The 18,682-nt window shown below is 69.2% G+C and carries 17 protein-coding genes, 1 tRNA gene and 1 pseudogene; 7 read left to right on the forward strand and 12 right to left on the reverse strand.

The genetic code is table 11. The annotated features are described in order from the left end of the window. The 3 genes and pseudogenes from H565_RS14180 to H565_RS0103370 form a co-directional block, all read right to left on the reverse strand. Nucleotides 1-232, reverse strand: a pseudogene (locus H565_RS14180) (IS701 family transposase); the annotation flags it as partial. 33 nt (nt 233-265) lie between these two features. Continuing rightward, nucleotides 266-535 (reverse strand): hypothetical protein, encoded by a 270-nt coding sequence (locus H565_RS0103365; RefSeq protein WP_027459798.1) that lies wholly within the window; start codon nt 533-535, stop codon nt 266-268. Then, nucleotides 532-996, reverse strand: coding sequence for an acyl-CoA thioesterase (locus H565_RS0103370; protein ID WP_027459799.1), 465 nt, complete (start codon nt 994-996; stop codon nt 532-534). Before H565_RS0103370 ends, H565_RS0103365 begins: the two co-directional genes overlap by 4 nt. Before the next feature lie 106 nt (nt 997-1,102). Here H565_RS0103370 and H565_RS14185 point away from each other — a divergent pair, with 106 nt between their 5' ends. Continuing rightward, nucleotides 1,103-1,486, forward strand: a complete 384-nt coding sequence (locus H565_RS14185) for a hypothetical protein (RefSeq protein ID WP_027459800.1) — start codon at nt 1,103-1,105, stop codon at nt 1,484-1,486. An 85-nt stretch (nt 1,487-1,571) separates the two neighbouring features. After that, the gene (gene cutA, locus H565_RS0103380) at nt 1,572-1,892 is read left to right on the forward strand and encodes a divalent-cation tolerance protein CutA (RefSeq protein WP_034408243.1); all 321 of its coding nucleotides are present in this window, start codon (nt 1,572-1,574) and stop codon (nt 1,890-1,892) included. Here cutA and H565_RS14190 read toward each other — a convergent pair. From H565_RS14190 to H565_RS0103395, 3 genes are all read right to left on the reverse strand, one after another. Then, entirely contained in the window at nt 1,889-3,043 is a 1,155-nt protein-coding gene (locus H565_RS14190) for a M28 family metallopeptidase (protein ID WP_034408245.1), read from the reverse strand. The genes cutA and H565_RS14190 overlap by 4 nt on opposite strands. A gap of 113 nt (nt 3,044-3,156) precedes the next feature. After that, nucleotides 3,157-3,232: transfer RNA gene (locus H565_RS0103390), tRNA-Trp, on the reverse strand. A 67-nt stretch (nt 3,233-3,299) separates the two neighbouring features. Next, nucleotides 3,300-3,521 carry a hypothetical protein gene (locus tag H565_RS0103395; protein ID WP_027459802.1) on the reverse strand — a complete coding sequence of 74 codons (222 nt, stop codon included), beginning with the start codon at nt 3,519-3,521 and terminating at the stop codon, nt 3,300-3,302. Between the two features lie 110 nt (nt 3,522-3,631). Here H565_RS0103395 and nth point away from each other — a divergent pair, with 110 nt between their 5' ends. The 4 genes from nth (at nt 3,632) to H565_RS15950 (ending at nt 11,745) form a co-directional block, all read left to right on the forward strand. Further along, nucleotides 3,632-4,291: an endonuclease III gene (nth, locus tag H565_RS0103400; RefSeq protein ID WP_027459803.1), complete on the forward strand. Its 660-nt coding sequence runs from the start codon at nt 3,632-3,634 to the stop codon at nt 4,289-4,291. Between the two features lie 171 nt (nt 4,292-4,462). Further along, the gene (locus tag H565_RS0103405; RefSeq protein ID WP_034408273.1) at nt 4,463-5,722 is read left to right on the forward strand and encodes an MFS transporter; all 1,260 of its coding nucleotides are present in this window, start codon (nt 4,463-4,465) and stop codon (nt 5,720-5,722) included. 5 nt (nt 5,723-5,727) lie between these two features. Next, nucleotides 5,728-6,444: a zinc ribbon domain-containing protein gene (locus H565_RS0103410; protein ID WP_027459805.1), complete on the forward strand. Its 717-nt coding sequence runs from the start codon at nt 5,728-5,730 to the stop codon at nt 6,442-6,444. A 222-nt stretch (nt 6,445-6,666) separates the two neighbouring features. Next, a complete protein-coding gene (locus tag H565_RS15950) occupies nt 6,667-11,745 on the forward strand; it encodes an LAGLIDADG family homing endonuclease (protein ID WP_084542879.1) in 5,079 nt (1,692 codons plus the stop codon). 74 nt (nt 11,746-11,819) lie between these two features. On the opposite strand, the gene H565_RS0103420 is transcribed toward H565_RS15950, so the two are convergent. The 3 genes from H565_RS0103420 to H565_RS16270 all read right to left on the reverse strand — a co-directional run bounded on the left by H565_RS0103420 (nt 11,820) and on the right by H565_RS16270 (nt 13,710). Further along, entirely contained in the window at nt 11,820-12,299 is a 480-nt protein-coding gene (locus H565_RS0103420; protein WP_027459806.1) for a hypothetical protein, read from the reverse strand. Between the two features lie 74 nt (nt 12,300-12,373). Further along, nucleotides 12,374-13,498: a PQQ-dependent sugar dehydrogenase gene (locus H565_RS0103425; RefSeq protein ID WP_027459807.1), complete on the reverse strand. Its 1,125-nt coding sequence runs from the start codon at nt 13,496-13,498 to the stop codon at nt 12,374-12,376. A 62-nt stretch (nt 13,499-13,560) separates the two neighbouring features. Continuing rightward, nucleotides 13,561-13,710: a hypothetical protein gene (locus H565_RS16270; protein ID WP_157468866.1), complete on the reverse strand. Its 150-nt coding sequence runs from the start codon at nt 13,708-13,710 to the stop codon at nt 13,561-13,563. A gap of 62 nt (nt 13,711-13,772) precedes the next feature. Here H565_RS16270 and H565_RS0103435 point away from each other — a divergent pair, with 62 nt between their 5' ends. Then, the gene (locus H565_RS0103435) at nt 13,773-14,144 is read left to right on the forward strand and encodes a hypothetical protein (RefSeq protein WP_027459808.1); all 372 of its coding nucleotides are present in this window, start codon (nt 13,773-13,775) and stop codon (nt 14,142-14,144) included. Nucleotides 14,145-14,187: 43 nt separating this feature from the next. Here the strand turns inward: H565_RS0103435 and der are convergent, their stop codons facing one another. The 3 genes from der to H565_RS15650 all read right to left on the reverse strand — a co-directional run bounded on the left by der (nt 14,188) and on the right by H565_RS15650 (nt 18,625). Next, on the reverse strand, nt 14,188-15,513 hold the full coding sequence (gene der, locus H565_RS0103440; protein WP_027459809.1) for a ribosome biogenesis GTPase Der: 1,326 nt from the start codon (nt 15,511-15,513) through the stop codon (nt 14,188-14,190). Between the two features lie 335 nt (nt 15,514-15,848). Then, nucleotides 15,849-17,696: an ABC transporter ATP-binding protein gene (locus tag H565_RS0103445; RefSeq protein ID WP_051363392.1), complete on the reverse strand. Its 1,848-nt coding sequence runs from the start codon at nt 17,694-17,696 to the stop codon at nt 15,849-15,851. A gap of 113 nt (nt 17,697-17,809) precedes the next feature. Continuing rightward, nucleotides 17,810-18,625, reverse strand: coding sequence for a c-type cytochrome (locus H565_RS15650; RefSeq protein WP_051363393.1), 816 nt, complete (start codon nt 18,623-18,625; stop codon nt 17,810-17,812). Between the last annotated feature and the right edge of the window lie 57 nt (nt 18,626-18,682).

Below are 18,682 nucleotides of genomic sequence, written 5' to 3' on the forward strand. Positions count from 1 at the left end.
GCTGGAGCAACGCCCAGCAGGCCGCTGTATCCCAGTCATAATTGTTCAACAAGCGGCTCACCGCACTCTTGCTGACCAGCGGCGCACGGTGCAGGGCGGTTTTGGTCCCCGTATCGAGGAACAGGTGCAGCGCAGCTTGCAAGCTGCGCTGCTGATAGACGGTGGTGGGCACAGCGAGGAGCTGATCTGCCAGAATACGGGCGCGCTCCCCCAGAATCTGCGAATTCGACATCCCCAGATTCTCGCGTCTGGGAGCGCTTTTTCGCTACCTATTCAGGTGCAACTCCTGAGTGAGAGCTTCCCGAAGCTGCACCTCCGGCACATAGAGGCCCACGTCGCCCATGTAGCCGCCCGTCTCTATCTCGATGACGGGGGAGGCCATCGCCCACTGAAAAGGGGTGCGAATCACCGTCACCACGCCGCCCGCGGCCAGGGTGCGCCGCCAGCCCTCCGCGAGCAGCCGGGGCAAGGTCTCCAGGCGCACCCAGGTATCCCCCTGGTAGCGCACCCGGTCTTCGTACTGGGGGCGGCTCATGGGACAAGCAGCTCGGCGAGGCGTGCACGCAGCGCGTCCGGCAGGGGTTCGGGGCGCAGCCCTTCCCCCACGCGCACCTGCACCGTGCGGGCGTAGGCGCAGGGGGTGCCGTCGGCGAGCAGGCGCGAGAGGACCGTCCAGCTCGTGGCCCCCACCCGCTCGACGAGCGACTCCACCGCGACGGCCTGGCCCCAGCGCACCTCCCGGCGGTAGTCGAGTTCCAGCCGGGCGATGACCGAGCGGTCGTCCCCGTCCGGCAGGCCGAGGTCGCGCAGCAACAGCACCCGTGAGAGTTCGAGATACTGCACGTACACGGCGTTGTTGAGGTGTCCCATCGCGTCGATGTCGCCGTAGCGCATCTGGATGCTCGCTCGGTGCGCCCGCGTCCAGTCGAGGGCCGCGAGCGCTTCCCAGGGGGCCGGGGGGCGCGGGCGAGGCGGGGTGTCTGTGGCGCCACTCATGGGGGCATTAAAGCACTTGTCACGCACGGGCCTTTCGGCGGGGCTGCTCGCCCGCTTCCTCCTCCCCCCCCTTGCCTCCCGCGTGCCCGGCGCTATCTTCTGAGCCATGTCTGTTCCGGAACCGCCCCCCTCCCCTGAGCGGCGGGGCTGGCGGTCCCGGTGGCGACGGCTCCAGCGGCTGCCCGTGGCCCTGGTGGTGGCCAGCCTGCTCTCGGCGCTGGGCATCGTCCAGCTTAGTTTTCAACTGGGCAACCTGGTGTACCGCACGGTGACCTGGCAGGGCGAGACGCGAGCCGCCGAAGAGCGCATCCGCGCCCTGGAGCGCGACGTGCGCGTCTTGCGCGAGGCCGAAGCCGCCGCCCTAGACCCCGCCTACCTGGAGGTGCTCGCCCGCTGCCAAGGCTTCGTCGGCGAAAACGAAGAACTGGTGGTCGCCGAAAACGCTCCGGACGCGCCGGGCGAGATTTGCCATACCCTGCGGCTGCCGTAGGGGGCTTGCCGCCCTCCTCGTCCAAGCCCTGTGTAAGAAAGCCCCAAGGTCGGCGGGGGACCGGGCCGGGTATCCTGCGGGCATCATGTCTCTCGTCGTACTGGTCACCCTTCCGCCGGAACAGGCCCCGGCCCTGGCCCGCACCCTCGTGGCCGAGCGGCTCGCCGGATGCGTCAACGTGCTGCCGGGCCTCCAGAGTGTCTACCGTTGGGAGGGCGAGGTCGCCGAGGACCGCGAGGCCCTCCTCCTTATCAAGACCACCGGCGAGCGCTACCCCGAACTGGAAGCCCGCATCCGCGCCATGCACCCCTATGAGGTGCCCGAAATCGTGGCCCTCCCCTGGGACCGCGCTCTGCCAGAGTTTCAGACCTGGCTGCTGGACGCGACCTCGGTGGGGGGCGGCTAACGTTGCTCTAGCGCTTCCAGCGTGCGCAAGGCCGCCTCTGCTGCGTCCCGAATCAGCAGGGGGTCGGCCAGCAGGTCGCCCGGCTGGTGGTAGTTGGCATCCAGACCCCGGTGAAAAAAGAGGGTGGGCACCCCGGCCCCGGCAAAGGGCACGTGGTCGCTGCCGCCCGCGCTCCCCGCCCGCCCTGCTACGCCCGCGCCGCGCTGCGCGGCCTCCACCAGTCCCGCTGCTCCGCTGACGCTGAGGGGGGTGACGTTGACCCCCACCATGTCGAAGTTGAACATGCCGCGCAGCCCCCGCACAATCTCCGGGTGCGACTTGACATAGGCCCGCGAGCCGTGCAGCCCGTCTTCTTCCCCGTCAAAAAGCACGAAGACGCTGCGGGCTGCCCGCGGGGTTCCGGCCAGCCGCCCGGCCAGCTCCAGCACTGCGAGCGTGCCGGAGAGGTTGTCGTTGGCCCCCGGTGACCCCGGTACCGAATCCAGGTGCCCGCCAAATAGGAAGTCGGGGCGGATGACGCCGGGCCAGGCAGCCACCACGTTCACCCCGGTCACATCGCCCTCGCGTACCCGCACGCGCAGGGTGGCCCGCTCGCCCGCCCGCAAGCTCGCGCCCGCCTCGCGGGTCACCGTGAGCACGGGCAGGGGTACCCGCTCTCCCAGCGAGCCGCGCACCTCGCCGGGCTGGTTGTTGACAATCACCAGGCCCAGCGCCCCCGCCGCGAGCGCGTTGCGGGCTTTTTCGGCGAAGGTCAGGGTGCCCCGGTCCACCACCGCGAGGCGGCCCCGCACGTTCGCCGCCCGGAACTCCTCCGGGGTGCCCACCCCGGCGACGCGGGCGACCGGGGCGGTGACCTCGCCCCCCACCGACCCCTGGAGGGCGAGGCCCGCCAGGAGTCGCCCGCTTGCCTCCAGCCCAGAGCCGAGGTCGTCAAAGCGGGGGTAGCTGAAGGTCTCTTGCCGGACCTCATAGCCCAGCGCCCGGAACTGCTCTGTCAGGTAGCGGCGGGCTTCGGCGTTCGCCTCGCTGCCCGTCACCCGCGGACCGAACGGGAGGACGGCGGCGAGGTGGGTTTCCACCGTGGCCGGGAGAGGCGCGGCGAGGGCAGGCGGCAAGAGCAGCGCCCCCAGCAGGGCAAGGCGGGTGAGCATGGCCCAGCAAAGCACGCCGCCGCCCGCCGCGAGGTCACCGAGGGCACAGTGCCAGGCAGAGTGCCAGGAGAGCCGGCCAAAGAGCGCTCCCCCTCGCGGGGAGGGGGAGGATGTGGCGGGCCTTGTAGGACTTGAACCCACGACCTACGGTTTTGGAGACCGCCGCTCTACCAACTGAGCTAAAGACCCGTGCTTGCCGCGCCCCTGGGGGCTTAAGCCTGAGCAGGATAGCAAAGGCCCGCACGCCCCCGCAACCCTACAGCACCCCGCCCCCCAGCATCAGCCGCAGCGCCGCCAGCGCGAGCACGACCACGTTGAGGGTGGTGGCCCCCCGGTCGCGGGCGAGCACGCCCAGAATCAGCCCCAGCACGGCGGGGGGAAGCACAATCAACCAGTTGAGCCAGCCGAAAAAGGGCAGCAGCGCGAGGAGCAGGGCCAGGGCCGCCAGGATGCCGAGGAGGAGCGAAAGGGTTCTCATGCCTCAGGGTACGCGGCGGGGGGGCCGGGGGTTGCGCTGGCCCCCCCCGCCCGCCGCCCGTGTCCCCCGGCTCCAGACGGCCCGTGGGGGGCGGGTGTAGGCTGCCCGGCGTGACCTCCGCCCCCGCTTCCCCCCTGCCGGAGGGTGCCCCGGCCCGCGCTCCCCTGGTGCTCGCGGCGCTGGAGGCCCTCTATCCGGACGCCCGCACCGAGCTGAACTTTCGCACGCCCTTTGAACTTCTTGTCGCCACGGTGCTCTCGGCCCAGGCGACCGACGTGAGCGTGAACGCCGCGACCCCGGCCCTCTTCGCCCGCTACCCAGACGCCCCCGCCCTCGCGCAGGCCACCCCGGAGGACATCGAGCCGTACATCCGCTCTATCGGCCTGTACCGGAGCAAGGCCCGGAACCTCGCGGCCCTTGCCCGCTTGCTCGTCGAGCGGCATGGGGGCGAGGTGCCGAGCGACTTTGACGCGGTGGTCGCCCTGCCCGGCGTGGGCCGCAAGACCGCCAACGTGGTTCTCAGCAACGCCTACGGCTTCCCGGCCATCGCGGTGGATACGCACGTAGGCCGCCTCGCCCGGCGGCTGGGCCTCAGCGCCCAGACCCATCCCGACCGGGTGGAGGCCGACCTGGCCCGCCTCTTTCCCCGCGAGCGCTGGGTGTTCTTGCACCACGCGCTGATTTTGCACGGGCGGCGGGTGTGCCTGGCCCGCAAGCCGCGGTGCCCGGAGTGTGCGATGGCGGGGTTCTGCCCGAAGGTGGGCGTATGAGGGAGTTCGTGGAGAGTGGGCAGTGGGGAAGAGTCAGTGGTTGGTGGGGAGTGGGCCGTGGGGGGTGGGGACTCAGGCACAACGCTGTTGCCCCAGCCCCGCCATTCCCACGAACCACTCCCGACTTCCCACTGACCACTCCCCACTCACCATCCCCCACCGGAGGTGCGGGTGACCTGGCGCTTTTCCCGTCAAGTGTGGCTCTACCTCGCTTCCGCCTTCACCTTCGGGCTGGCGCAGGCGTTCGCGGCCCTCTTCCTGAACTTCTACCTGCGGGCACTGGGGCTGGGGGCCGAGTGGCAGGGGCTGGTCAACGCGCTGCCTGCGCTGACGTTGGCGTCCCTCAGCCTCCCGGCGGTTGCACTCGCGCGGCGCATCTCCAACGCCCGGACCATCCAACTGGGCAGTGTCCTGAGCGTGGCCGGGGCGCTCATTCTCGCCACGGCGGGCGGGCCGCTGGGGGCCATCGCGGGGGCGCTCGTGCAGGGGGCGGGGGGCGCGATGCTGATGGTGGCCGGGTCGCCCTTTATGGCGAACAACAGCGACGAGAAATCGCGGGTGACCTTGTTCAGCGTCCAGAGTGCGCTGATGACCGGGGCGGGGTTTCTCGGCAACCTCTTCGGGGGGCGGGTGCCGGAGGTGTACGCGGCGGCCACCGCGACCGAGCCGGACGGGCTGGGGGCACTGCGGGCCGCCCTGCTGGTGTCGGCGGGCTTTCAGCTCGCGGGCCTCTTTCCGGTCCTCTTTCTGCGCCCCAGCGGCAAAAAGGCCCCGCCGGGCCGCTCCTTTGCCGTCCGCGACAAGCTCACCATGGGGCGGCTGGTCGTGCCCAACGTGCTCGTGGGGCTGGGGGCGGGGGCGACCATCCCCTTCCTGAACGTGTACATCGAGGGCAAGTTTGGGGTGGATTACGCCAGCCTGGGCACCCTCTTTGCCTGGACCAGCCTGGCGACCGCCGCCACCGTGCTGCTGCAGCCGCTGCTCGTGCGGCGGCTGGGGCAGCTGCCGGCGGTGCTCGCCGTGCAGGCGGCCAGCTTGCCCTTTCTCGCGGTGCTGGGGTACGCCCCGCAGCTGTGGATGGTGGCGGCGGCCCTGTTTACCCGTGGTGCACTCATGAACGCTGCCGGACCCGTTTACTCGGCCTACGCGATGACGGCCCTGCCCGACGAGGACCGCCCGATGTACTCCGCCGTCAACCTGATTGCCTGGGACCTGGGCTGGGCGGCGAGCAGCATCCTGAGCGGGGTGGTGCGCGGGGCGCTGCCCTTCAGCCTGGCCTTTAACGTGCTGTTTGCCTGGACCCTGCTGATGTACGCGGCGAGCGTGCTGGCGATTTACCTGGGTCTCTACCGCCCAGCGCGGCGGCAGGGGCATCCGGCGGCGCGGGCGGCCCCCTCGCCGGGAGAGACGGCACCGGCGGGGGTAGACTAGCCGGGATGAGTGACACCGGAACCGTGCAAAGCCTGCTGCGCGTGCAGGAACTCGACCTCGAACTCGACCGCCTGCGGGGCGAGGAGGCCAGCATTCCGGACGCCCTGCGTCAGGCCCGCGGGGAACAGGAACGTCTGAACAACGCCCTGGAAGACACCGAAATCGCCCTCGAAGGGGTCGAAAAGGAACTGCGTGCCCTGGAGCAGGACCTTGCCGGGACCCGCGAGCAGATGGCCCGCGCCCGCGAGGAGCAGCACAAGAACGCCTTTGACGCCCGCGCCCAGTCGCAGTACGGCAGCCGCATCCAGATGCTCTCCGAGCGGGCTGAAGAGATGGAAGAGGACCTTGCCCCCCTGCGCGAGCGCCAGCGCGAGCTGACCGAACAGGCCAGCCGCCTGCGGGCCGAGCACCGCGCCCTGCGCCCGCGGCTCGAAGCGCTGGAGCGGGAGGACGAAGCTCGCGTGCAGGCCCTGCGGGGCCGGGGCGAGGGGGCCAGGCAGGAACGCGCCGAGCTGGTGGGCCGCCTCGACCCCCGCACCGTCAAGGAGTACGACCTGATTCGCCGGGCCAAAAAGGGCCTGGGTCTGGTCGAGATGCGTGGGGGCCGCTGCACCGGCTGCAACGTGATGCTTCCGATGGGCGTGCAGCAAAAGGCCGCCCAGGGCAAGCTGCCCCCGGTCAAGTGCCCTTCTTGCGGGCGCTTCCTGGTCAAGGTGGGCTAAAGTCCCCGCCCCCCGTGGCCCTCCGCCCGTGCTGGGCTGGGGGCCGCATCTTGTACCTCACCTGGGTCTGAAGTACAAGTCGTTGTATGAGGCAGGGGGGGATGGTAGAGTCAGTCACCGTAGAGGAACCCCACTGTGCGGGTCTCCACCCGTTCATTGCCGCGCCGCCCCCCGCCGGGTGGTGAGGGTTTTTTGTTGCCGCCTTTGCCACAAGGAGCCGTTATGACGACCACGCCCGACCCCGCCCTGCGCCACTTTGACGACAACGCCCAGCACATCGCCAGACGGCAGTACCTCCAGCCCGGTGACGGCGATATCGCGGGCATGTTCCGCCGCGTCGCGACCTGGGTCGCGGGGGCGGAGGCCGAAGAAGCGCGGGCACACTGGGCACAGAAGTACTACGACCTGATGGCCGAGAAGAAGTTCTGCCCCGGCGGGCGCGTGCTGGCGGGGGCGGGAACGCAGCACGGGAACGTGCTCAACTGCCTTCAGGGGGATACGCTGGTCGAAACCCGCGACGGACAGCGGCGGATTGCAGACCTGCAAGGGCCTGCCGAAGTGTTGTCGCAAGGAGGGGTCTACCGCACGGCGGTCTTCCGCAGCTACGGTTACCAAGAGCTGTACCGGGTGCTGTTCGAAAATGGTGAGACGGTCGAAGCCACTGCCGGGCACGAATGGCCGGTGGGCAAGCGCGGCGGCTCTGGCCGTTACCGCAAAGTGACGACCCTCGACCTGCTCGGTCATTTCGTCCCCGTGCTGGCTACGGGGCGCCGTCCGGTGCGCGACGACGACTTTGAAGCGGGCGTGCGCCATGGGATTACGTACGGTGACGGCTCCAAGAACACAAACGGCCATACCCACCACGTTCAGCTGTTCGGGGCCAAGCGCCAACTGGCCCGGCACTTCGGAGGGTTCAGGATTCACGACGCTGTCTACGCGGGCCGGGAAGTCACCGTCGCGCAGGGGATGCGCGGCGACCTCAAAGCGCTTCCCGACGAACTGAGCAGCGACGCGTATTGGTATGGCTTTTTCTGTGGCTTGCTCGCCACCGACGGCGGAGTAGATGACCGGGGATCGGTGGCCATCTATCAGTCGGATGCCGATGAACTGGCCCAGTTGTCGCGGCAACTCGTGCGTTTCGGGGTCAAGGCGGCCAGCCTGCGGCTGTTCCGCCAAGCGGACGGCGGGTACGGCGGAAAACCCAGCTACGCCCTGCGCCTCCTCAAGCAGACCCTGCGCCCGGAGGATTTTTTGCGCGAAGACCAACGCGAACGCTTTGTGCGTTCCCTGCGAGGTCAGACGCTCCCTCGCAATGCCAGTCTGCGCGTCGTAGGCATCGAGCCTACCGGGCGCACTGAGGAAGTCTTTTGCTGTGAGGAACCGCAGACGCACACCTTCGTCATCCAAGGCGGCCTGCTCACGGGCAACTGCTTCGTTCAGGGGGCAACGGAGCATGCGCCCGACGGCTTTGACGGCGTGATGGAAGTCGCCAAGAAGCTCGCTCTCGTCACCAAGGTGGGCGGCGGCAACGGGGTGAACCTCGACGTGTACGCGCCGCGCTCGGCGGGCAGCCGCCCGGATGCGGGCGTGCGCGGCTGGGCATACATGGCGGCCTCGCACCCCGACGTGACCGACTTTGTAGAGGGCCTGATGCGCCCGCCCACCCAGCCCGACGGGGACAAGGCCCCAGTCGCCGTGCGCAACTGGACGCGGGTGGTTTACGGCGAGGCGGTCCCGACCGACCTCGTGGCGCTGGCCCGGCAAAACGGCGTGCAGATTGTGCGGGCGCTGCCGGAAGGCGTGCAGGTCGTGCCCGACGACATGGGCGGCATCATCGACGCGGCGCGGGCCGTCGCGGAAACGGCGCGGGTGGGCGTCGAGCCGCGCATCGACCTCTCCGCGATGCGCCCGGAGGGGGCACCCATCAAGGGGTCGGGCGGCACCAGCTCTGGCCCGGTGTCGTTCCTGCTCGAAATCTTTGACAACTTCCTGGAGTGGGCCAACCGGGGTGCCGAAACGAGCGGCCCGGTGAACACGCTACGGTTCGTGTACTCGCCGGTGCTGCGGGTGGTGCGTCAGGGCGGAACGAGGCGGGGCGCGGGCATGGCGACCATCGCCACCGAGCACCCCGACGTGCTGGACTTCCTGACCGCCAAGGACCTCGACCGCGAGGCCGCCGAGGGCGACATCTCCACCTTCAACATCTCCATCCTGGTCAGCGAGAAGTTCTGGCAGGCGCTGGAACGGGACGCCCTGTGGCACGTCGACGTGCAGGAGGTCCCCGGCAAGTACTACCTCGCCCCCCAAGACGGGCTGTATGACGGGCGCTTGCCCGCACTGCCCGACCGCGCCGAGGACGGAGCGCGGGGGGTGCCCCTCTACCGCACGGCTCCCCAGGGCCGCTATAACCCCGCCGACGGGCGGCCCGGCGTGCCCGCGAAGTGGCTGTGGGACCAGATTGCCGAGCACGCCTGGGCGACGGGCGAGCCGGGCCTCATCTTCGTGGACCGGGTGAACGAGCACTCGGCGCTGAAGAACCTGGGCAAGCGCTACGAGATTCGGAGCACGAATCCTTGCGTGACGGGGGATACCTGGGTCAGCACGGCGATGGGAGCGCGGCAGGTACGCGACCTGATTGGCAAGGACTTCTGCGCGACAGTCAACGGCGAGTTCTTTGATGCGCGGGGGGGCTTCTGGCTGACAGGGGTCAAACCCGTGCTGAAGCTCCGCACCCGCCGGGGGTACGAACTGCGGTTGACCGACAACCATCAGCTTCTGAAAGTCACCCGGCAGACGCGCGACGTGCAGGAGACGCAGTGGGTGGAGACCGGCACGCTGGTGCCTGGCGACCGCATCATGCTGAGTGACCACCGAGGGGTGAAGGGCTGGGCCGGACGGGGGAACCGGACCGAAGGGTGGCTGCTGGGCAGCCTCGTGGGAGACGGCACTTTCATCACCGACAAGGCCCGTCCTATGGCAGCACTGGGGTTCTGGGGCGAGGAGCGGCACGCACTGGCGGACATCGCGCAAGAGGCCCTTAGTCGGTTTGGAACGGTCAAGAAGCTGTGGCGCAGCAATGATGAGGCGCGGGAACGCGTTCGCCTCAGCAGCGAGGCCCTCGCTGAGCTGGCCGCTCGGTACGGGATTGTGCATGGCCGCAAGACCCTGACCGATGAGGTCGAGCAGGGCAGCTACGAGTTCTACCGGGGATTCCTCCAGGGTCTGTTTGACGCCGACGGGAGCGTGCAGGGCAACCACAAGAACGGCGTTTCTGTTCGGCTCGCTCAGTCTGACCTGACGTTGCTGCAACGGACCCAACGAATGCTGGCGCGGCTCGGCATTCTCAGCACGCTGGCCCCCAACAGGCGCGTTGCCGGGAGTCGCCCCATGCCCGACGGAGCAGGAGGTCAGCGTGAATACGTTCACAAAGCGCAGCACGAGCTGATTCTGAGCGGCAGCAACCTGGCGCTCTATAGTGAGCTGATCGGTTTTCGTCACCCCGCCAAAGCAGAGCGGCTGGCCCGGCACCTGGCTGCCTATCAGCGGCCCGCCAAGCGCGAACGTTTCAACGACGAAATCGTGAGCATCACCCCCGATGGTGAAGAGGCGGTTTACGACGTCACCGTCGCGCAAGTGCATGCCTTCGATGCTAATTGTATCTTAGCTCACAATTGCGGCGAAATTCCCCTCACCGTCGGCGAACCCTGCGACCTCGGTGCCATCAACCTCGCCGCCTACGTGAAGGGCAGCGCCTTTGACTACGCCACCTTCCGCGAGGACGTGCGGACCTGCGTGCGCTTCTTGGACGACGTGCTTGACGTCAATGTCTTCGCGCTGGAGGACAACCGGGTCGCCTCGCAGGAGCTGCGCCGCCTGGGCCTAGGCGTGATGGGCCTCGCGGACGCCCTCATCAAGCTGGGGCTGCGCTACGACTCCGAAGCTGGGCGGCAGGCCATCCACGACATCATGACCGCCCTGCGCGAGGAAGCGGTCGCCGAGAGCGAGCGCCTGGGCAAGGAGCGCGGTCACTACCCCGTCTACACCCGCAGCCCCCGCAAGATTCCCCACCCGGCGCGGCGCAACGTGGCGGTGCTGACTGTTGCGCCGACGGGGACGACATCCATGCTGTTGGGCGTCTCTTCCGGCATCGAACCCGTCTTCTCGCCCTTCATCTGGCGCAAGATTGGCAGCGAGTACCGGGCGCTCCTGCACCCCCTCTTCATGGAGCTGCTCTCGCAGTACCCGCCCGCCGCCAACATGGATGACGGGCAGGGCGGTTGGAACTGGGACCGGGTGACCGAGGCCGTCTCGGAAAACCACGGCTCGGTGGTGGGGCTGGCCTTTATTCCCGACGCGCTGCAACAGGTTTTTGTGTGCGCTCACGACATCAGCCCGGTCGACCACGTGCGGATGCAGGGCACCGTGCAGCGGGCCTTTGACGAGGGCGGGCAGCACGCGGCCAACAGCCTGAGCAAGACCATCAACCTCCCCAACTCGGCCACCGTCGCCGACGTGAGGGCCGCCTACGCCGAGGCGTACCAGACCGGCTGCAAGGGCATCACCGTGTACCGCGACGGCTCGCGGCAGTTCCAGGTGCTGTCGACCAGCAAGAAGAAGGAGAAAAAAGTGCAGGAGACCGCCCCCGCCGAAGCCGCCGCCGAGGTGATGGGGGAGAGCGTGCAGCCTGACCCGGTCGCCGCCCCGCCCGAAGCCGCGCCCGTGCCTGCCCCCGCCGCGACCCCCCGCCCGGCGGCTGCGGCCCCAGCCCCCGTCTACGAGCGCCCCACCCGTCTGAGCGGCATCACCGACATGGTCAAACTCACCGACCCCACCAGCGGGCACCGCCGCTCGTTCCTCGTGACCGTCAACCACCTGAACGGCAAGCCCGTCGAGGTCATGGTCATTTCGGGCCGCGCTGGGGATGAGGCGAACGCCGACTCCGAGGCGCTGGGCCGGGTCGTCTCCATCGCCCTGCAACACGGCGTGCCCGCGCAGGCCATCATCAAGACGCTGCGGGGCATCAACGGCGGGCTGTACGGCTCGTACAATGGCCGCCTCGTCGGGTCCAAGGCCGACCTCATCGCCGTCGCCCTCGACACCTTCCAGCAGGACCTGGACGCCGCCAGCTTGCCGCCCCTCGCCGGGGGCAGCGTGGACGCGCCCGCCGCGCCTGCGGCCCCCAGTGGCGTCAGCGTGGAGGGCCTGGCCCGCGAACGCTGCCCGGTCTGCGAGGAAAGGGCCGTGATTCGGGAAGAAGGGTGTCTAAAGTGTCAGGCGTGCGGGTACAGCAAGTGCGGGTGACCTGAAGACAGTTCAACAAAAGGGCGGGCCATCGCGTGCCCGCCCTTTCTCTTTGGCTGGGTGGTGGGGCTCCATTACAGCCCCGGAATCGGCACCGCCACCGGGCGGATGGGCTGTCCCTGGCGCTCGGCGGTGTTCAGCAGATTCGTCACCTGACGGTTCAGCCCCTGAATGCCCGCCTCGTTGAAGCGGCCCCGTTTCAGGTCGTTGCCGACCGCATTCAGCGACTTGTTAAAGCCCGGCAGCAGAGAGCCGATACGCCGCAGGAAGGGGTCTTGGGTGTTGCGGGTCATGTTGATGGCGGCGTTGACCTGGTAGGCGGCAAAAGCCAGGGCCACGCCCGCCTTAACGATGTTGGCCCGCTGGCCGGGGGCACCCACCTGAAACTTGTACTCGCGGTAGGGCCGCCAGACCCAGGTGTTAAAGGCGTAGTAGGCCGCGCCGAGGTGAAAGGCGAACTTGGCCTTTTCCCAGGCGGTGGCCTGCGCTTGCTGCGCGGGACCGGCCACGAGCAGGGCACCGGCGAGGACGAGGGCAGAACGTTGGGCACGCATGGGCGCGATTCTGGCGGGCGTGTGGAAAGCGCGGGTGAACGCGGCGTTGACCCAATCTGGAGCCTGCCCTGGTCTCAGCGCCCCAGCCGCAGGATGCGCCCGCTGCCGTACTCGGCGACGTACAGTTCGCCCGCCTCGTCCTCGCCAAAGGTGGAGGGGTTCTCGACTCGCCCCAGCGTGGTTTTGGTCCAGCGGTTTCCCGTGGGCCGCGCCGCCCACACGGTGCCGGTCCCGAAATCCCCGAAGACGTACTGGCCCTTCAGGGTGGGAATGGCATTGCCCCGGTAGACGTAGCCGCCCGTGATGCTCTGGCCCTCATTCCGCCCGTACACGAGGACGGGTTCGGTCAGCCCTTGGGTGCGGCAGCCCGCAGGCGGCTCGAAGCAGCGGTCGCCCTCGCGAATCTTCCAGCCGTAGTTCTCTCCGCCCCGGCTTCTGCGGGGCTGGCGGTTGAGTTCCTCCAGGGCGTTCTGCCCCACGTCCGCGATGATGAGGTCCCCCGTCACCCGGTCGAAGGAAAAGCGCCAGGGATTGCGCAGCCCATAGGCCCAGATGTAGGGGTTGGCCCCGCTGCGGTTGAGGAAGGGATTTCCGGCGGCGGGCCGGGCCGCTTCGCCGCTCACGTCGAAGCGCAGCAGTTTGCCCAGCGGCGTGTCAAGCCGCTGCCCGGCGTTGATGGGGTCGCCGCCAGAGCCGCCATCCCCCAGCCCCAGGTACAGAAAGCCGTCTGGCCCGAAGGCGAGCTGCCCGCCGTTGTGGTTGGCGTAGGGCTGCTCGGCGGTAAAGAGGACGCGGGCACTCTGCGGGTCGCCCCGGCTGAGGTCGGCGGTCGCGGCATAGCGGGCGAGCACCGTGTCGCCGTTGCGGTCGGTGTAGTGGACATAGAAGCGGCGATTTTGCCCAAAGCGCGGGTCAAAGGCCAGCCCCAGCAGCCCCCGCTCGCCGCCCGCACGGGTCAGCGCCGAGAGGTCGAGGAAGGGCTGCGCCTGAAGTTGCCCGTTCCGAATGACCCGCACCTGCCCCCCCTGAAGGGTGACGAAGAGCCGCCCGGAGCCGTCCCCCGCGTGGGTAATGGTCGTGGCTTGGCGCAGGCCGCTGGCAAAGGGCACGAAGCGCACTTGCGGGACCTGGGCACAGGCCGCAGCCGCGAGCAGGGCGGCTCCCAGCGCGAGGGCCGCACGGACTGTGGTCGTGGACATGGGCCAGTGTGGCCGTTTGACGCGCCGCGTGTCTGTGAGCTGAGCAGCTCAGGGAGGAGCGGTCAGTCGTCGTTCTCGTCGTCGCGGTCGTCGTCTTGCTGTGAGACGCTGGTGCCGTTGCGCTCGTTCTCGTTGTCGCCGCCCCCCGGCGAGCAAGCCGCGAGGCTGAGGGCAAGGAGGCCGCCGAGCAGCAGACGCAAAGGAAGGCTCATGCCCCCAGCATAGGGGGCCGGGCCGCGCCCCACATGGGATGGTCTTGGGGCTACGCTGGGGCATGAATCCACCTGCCCCGCCCCTACCCCCCGCCCTGGAACGGTACCGCACCCCCGGCCTGCAGCGGCTCAGGCTGTATGCGGCCCTCTTCATGATGCTGGTCCTCAGCGCCGTGCTGGGGCGGGGCCGCCCCGGTGACCTGGGGACCCTGGAGACGTTGCGCCGCAGCCCCTTTGCCCGCGTGATGTTCATGGATATCGGCGTCCTGAGCACCCTGGGGGCGCTGTCCCTGGTCCTGAACGGCAAGACGGCGGTGCGGGTGCCCGCCGCCGTCGCCTCCCTGTTCGTGGGCAGTTTTGCCCTGCTGCCCGCCCTGGCCTGGGAGGACTGGCGGGCGATGGGGGAGGAGGGCAAGGAGACGGGAGAGCGCTAAAAAACGGAGGGCCGGAGGTCTTCCCACCCCCCGGCCCCGACGCTCACGCTTCGGCTTCCTCGCCCTTCTTGCCGCGCTTGTAGGGTCCCTTTTCCTTCCACTTCAGGCGCACCGGAATCCCGGCGAGCGCGAGGTCCTCGCGGATGCGGTTTTGGAGAAAGCCCTCGTAGGCGCGGGTCACGAAGTCGGCGCGGTTGCAGAAGATGGCGAAGGTGGGGGGCGCGGTTTCCACCTGGGTCATGAAGTACATCTTCAGCTTCTTGCCGCCGAAGTTGGGCACGGCCTGGCGCATCTGCCAGACCTCCAGCCAACGGTTGAGTTCGGCGGTCGGGATGCGGCTTTGCCACTTCTCGTGCAGCTTCATCGCCTCGGCGAGCATGTCGTGAATGCCGTAGTCGTTGACCGCCGAGGTGTACACCCGCGGCGCGTAGGAGATGTGGTGGAGCTTTTGGCTCAGCTCCCTTTCGGTGCGCTTCAGGTCCTCGTCGGGCACAAGGTCCCACTTGTTGACCACCACCACGACGGGCTTGCCGCTGTCGTAGGCGAGGTTGGCAAGCTTGAGTTCGTGGTCGCCGATTTCGTTCGCGTTCACGACCAGCCAGATGAGGTCCGAGCGCTCGATGGCCGCCTGCGAGCGCTGAATCGCGTAGTCCTCGATGGCGGTGTCGGGCTTTTTGCGGATGCCCGCCGTGTCCACGAGCACGAAGCGCTGCCCGCCGTAGTCCCACTCCACGTCGAGGCTGTCGCGCGTGGTGCCCGGCTGGTCGGCGACGATGGCCCGCTCGCTGTGGGTAATCGCGTTCAGCAGGCTGGACTTGCCCACGTTCGGACGGCCAATCAGCGAGATGCGGATGGGGGCCACCTCCGGCACGTCCTCGTCGTCGGCGGGGAGGTGCGCCATCACCCGGTCCATCAGCTCGTCGAGGCCGCGGGCGTGCTCGGCGCTGATGGCGACCGGGTCGCCGAAGCCCAGGCCCCACAGCTCGGCGAGGTAGACGTCATGCTTGGGGCTGTCGATTTTGTTCGCGGCCACCACGACGGGCTTGCCGAGTTTGCGCAGCCACTCGGCGACCTCGTAATCAGCGGCAGACAGGCCCTCGCGCGGGTCAAGGACGAAGATGACGGCCTGCGCCCCCTCCATCGCCCACTCCGCCTTTTCACGAATGGCCTGTTCCCACTCGTCCCCGCTCCACAGCCCGCCCGTGTCAATCAGCGTGATGCGGTGGTTGTGATAGAGCATCAGCCCTTCCTTGGCGTCCCGCGTCACGCCCGGAAAGTCCGCGACGACGGCTTCCCGCCGCCCGATGAGGCGATTAAACAAGCTCGATTTGCCGACGTTGGGTCGGCCCACAATGGCGACTTTATGCATGTTGGACGCTCCTTCCCGGTGCCGCACGCTCCCAAGCGTCGGGGGGAGGGTGCGCCGCTGCCCGCCGCCGCTGCTGGGGCGGGTCGGGCCATAGGTCAAAGAGTCTAGCAGCGGGACGTGAGGGGAAGATGGCGAGGGTATTCCTGGAGCAGCCGTTCAACCCCTCTGCTTGGCAAGTCTCCTGGCGGGGAGAGCTGGCCGCGCAGCGGCCTGAGGAGTCCTCCGCCCAGGCCCAGGCTCACCCGCCCGGTTCGGGTTGACGAATCCTGCATACCGCGCTATCCTTTTCCCATCACCGCCCGAAGAGGCGGCTTTTTTCTTGCTCCTCTTGCCCTTCAGTCTGCCCCCACCGCATCCCGCGCCCCCGGCACGGCGTCCTCCCCGGTGTATTGCCCGGCCTGGAGCCGCCACAGCTCGGCGTACTCGCCGCCCCGCGCGAGAAGTTCGGCGTGGGGGCCGTCCTCAATCAGGCGGCCCGCTTTCATGACCAGGATGCGGTCGGCCATCAGCACGCTGCCGAGGCGGTGGGTGACGAGCAGGGTGGTGCGCCCCCGCGCCAGCGCCGCGAAAGCGGCAAAGACCTCGCTCTCGCTGCGGGGGTCGAGGGCCGCTGTCGGCTCGTCGAGGATGAGGACGCGGGCGTCGCGGTACAGGGCGCGGGCGGTCGCCAGCTTCTGCCACCCCCCGCCGGAGAGGTCCACGCCACCAAAGGCCTGCCCGATGCGGGTGTTCAGGCCGTTCGGCAGCCGGGGCAGGAGGCCGCTCAGACCGCTGGCGTCGGCGGTGAGAGCCAGCTTTTCCCCGTCTTCGGGCCGCCCCAAGAGCACGTTGTCGCGCACGGTCCACTCGAAGCGGGCGAAGTCCTGGAAAACCGCCGCGACCTGCGAGCGCCACGCGCTCAGGTCCACCTCGCGCAGGTCCACCTCCTCGCCGGGAGCGCCCAGCAGCACCCGGCCTGCGGTGGGGTCATAGAAGCGCAGCAGCAGCTTGACGAGCGTGGTCTTGCCCGCCCCATTCTCGCCCACGACGGCGACCACCTGCCCTTCGGGGATATGCAGGCTGACCCCCTCCAGCACGGGCGGGAGGTCGCGGTAGCCGAAGCTCACGTTCTCCAGCCGCAGGTCCAGCCGGGCGGGGAGGGGCCGGGGCTGGGGGGGTTGGGCCACGCCCGGTTTCGCGTCCAGGAAAGCGTAGTACTTCTGGAACCACCGCAGGTGCTCGGTGCCCATGCCGAGGTATTCGGTCACGCTGCCCAGGCTGTCGCGCACGCCCGCGAGCGCCCCGATGACGAGCACGACCGCCCCCGCCGTGAGCTGCCCGGCCCCCGCCTGCGCGACCGCGTGGGCGAAGAGTCCCGCCGTGACCGCCAGAGCGAGCACCTGCGCGGGAAGCAAGCCCAGCACCTGCTTGTTGCGCATCCCGCGCATCACCTTCTGATAGGCGAGCGCCCCCTGCACGTAGCGCCCGGTGAGGTAGGGCATCAGGTCGTAGAGACGGACCTCCTTGGCGTACTCGTGCCGCAGGGCCACCCGCTGCTCGTAGGCGAGTTCGCGGGCTTCCTGGGTGCGCTGGATGGCGAGGCTCCAGCCCATCTCGCGCAGCCGAATCTGGGTGCGGGCGAGCGGCAGCATCCCCACCACCACCACGAGGGGCACCCACCACCCCACCGTGAGAAGCGCTCCCGCCACCCCCGCCACGCCGACTGCGGCTTGCAGCAGCCCCAGCAGCGTCGCGGTGAGGTTGAGGGGCCGGAAGCGTGCCCCCATCTGGAGCGTCTCCACATCGTCGTGAAAGCGGGGGTCTTCCACCACGTCCAGCCCCGGCAGCGCCTGCATCTTGCGCATCAGGCCCGTGACCGTCTGCACCGTGAAGTGGTCGGTCGCGTAGCCCTGCAAGACCGCCCGCCCCACCGCCGTGAGCTGCCCCATCAGCGCGGTGCCCGCCCACGCCACGGCGAGCAGCGTCAGGTTGGCTTCGCCTCCCCCCGCGACCGCCGTGATGCCGTCCACCGTCCACTTGCTCAGGAAGACGGTCGCGGCGGGCAGCAGCCCCTGGAGCACCACCATCAGCGCCATGAGGGAGACGAGCAGGGGCGCACTCCGCACGAGTGCGGGCACCGCCCGGCGCAGTACGGCGAGCAGTTCGGAGGTGGAGATGGGGCCGGTCGCCGGGGGTTTGCGCACCCGCCGAGTGTAGGCAGTTCGGAACGTGGACACCGTGGCAGGAGCCGTGTCCCACCGGGGCACACAGGAGAGCGCCGCCCCGTGCGAGTGGGACGGCGCTGCGGCAGGGAGCTTCAGTTCAGGCTCTTGATGTAGGCGTGCAGGTCCAGAATCTGCGCGTCGCTGAGCTGCGCTTCCGAGTAGCGCGGCATGGTGGGGGCGAGTTCGCGCTCTGGAGTGCGGCCCTCGCGCAGGGTGGTCGTGAACTGGGCGAGCGTCCAGCTCTTGGGGCCGTCGGCGGCCACCAGGCTGGGACCAAAGGCCCCCTGCCCATTTGCCCCGTGGCAGCCCGCGCAGTTGCTGGCAAAGACGGTCTGCCCGGCCTGCGCGTTGCCCTCCGCGCCCGTCGGTGCCCCGGTGATGGCTTCCTCGGCGGTATTGCGCTCGGTCGTGTTCTGAGCGGTGGAGGAGCCAATCTCTCCGGTGGCATGGGCTTCGTCCTCGGCGGCTCCGGCGCGGGGAGCCACGCTGCCCGATGCTGCGGTCTGGTCACTCTGCGAGGGGGCTTCCTGGGGCGCGGCGGTGTCTGCTTCCGCCTGCGCTCCCGCCTCGGTGCTCGTCACGCCCTCTTCTCGCTCGTCGCCGCTCGCCTGGGTGCCCTGAGCCGCCGTGTTTTCATCGGTGCTGCTGGGGCTGCCTGCCTGGCCTTCGCTCGTCCCCTGGGCCGCCGTGTTCTGCGCCTCGTTGCCTCTGGCGTCCGTGGTCGCGGTGTTGCCCTCGCCCTGCGCCACGATGGTGCCTTCCGGTCCCGCTTTCGCCTCGCCCTGCGCTTGCCCCAGCCGGGGGACCACAATCAGGAGGGCCACCCCCAGAATCAGGCCGAGCGTCACGCCCAGCACCCAGGACAGGACATCGCCCGCCACCCACTTTTGCCGCCTCGTTCGCTTCATGCCCTCCAGAATACGCCGGGGCCGCCGGGACGTTGTGCTCCGGGGGCGGCCATCGGT

This window comes from Deinococcus murrayi DSM 11303, from assembly GCF_000482805.1.
GTDB classification, from domain to species: Bacteria; Deinococcota; Deinococci; order Deinococcales; family Deinococcaceae; genus Deinococcus; species Deinococcus murrayi.

Bases quoted from the DNA above. Each gene is read 5' to 3' on its own strand.
- H565_RS0103435 (WP_027459808.1), top strand. From the start codon at position 13,773: ATGAATCCACCTGCCCCGCCCCTACCCCCCGCCCTGGAACGGTACCGC.
- H565_RS0103365 (WP_027459798.1), bottom strand. From the start codon at position 535: ATGAGCCGCCCCCAGTACGAAGACCGGGTGCGCTACCAGGGGGATACC.
- cutA (WP_034408243.1), top strand. From the start codon at position 1,572: ATGTCTCTCGTCGTACTGGTCACCCTTCCGCCGGAACAGGCCCCGGCC.
- H565_RS0103425 (WP_027459807.1), bottom strand. From the start codon at position 13,498: ATGTCCACGACCACAGTCCGTGCGGCCCTCGCGCTGGGAGCCGCCCTG.
- H565_RS0103410 (WP_027459805.1), top strand. From the start codon at position 5,728: ATGAGTGACACCGGAACCGTGCAAAGCCTGCTGCGCGTGCAGGAACTC.
- H565_RS16270 (WP_157468866.1), bottom strand. From the start codon at position 13,710: ATGAGCCTTCCTTTGCGTCTGCTGCTCGGCGGCCTCCTTGCCCTCAGC.
- H565_RS14185 (WP_027459800.1), top strand. From the start codon at position 1,103: ATGTCTGTTCCGGAACCGCCCCCCTCCCCTGAGCGGCGGGGCTGGCGG.
- H565_RS0103420 (WP_027459806.1), bottom strand. From the start codon at position 12,299: ATGCGTGCCCAACGTTCTGCCCTCGTCCTCGCCGGTGCCCTGCTCGTG.
- H565_RS15950 (WP_084542879.1), top strand. From the start codon at position 6,667: ATGACGACCACGCCCGACCCCGCCCTGCGCCACTTTGACGACAACGCC.
- H565_RS15650 (WP_051363393.1), bottom strand. From the start codon at position 18,625: ATGAAGCGAACGAGGCGGCAAAAGTGGGTGGCGGGCGATGTCCTGTCC.
- der (WP_027459809.1), bottom strand. From the start codon at position 15,513: ATGCATAAAGTCGCCATTGTGGGCCGACCCAACGTCGGCAAATCGAGC.
- H565_RS14190 (WP_034408245.1), bottom strand. From the start codon at position 3,043: ATGCTCACCCGCCTTGCCCTGCTGGGGGCGCTGCTCTTGCCGCCTGCC.
- H565_RS0103395 (WP_027459802.1), bottom strand. From the start codon at position 3,521: ATGAGAACCCTTTCGCTCCTCCTCGGCATCCTGGCGGCCCTGGCCCTG.
- H565_RS0103370 (WP_027459799.1), bottom strand. From the start codon at position 996: ATGAGTGGCGCCACAGACACCCCGCCTCGCCCGCGCCCCCCGGCCCCC.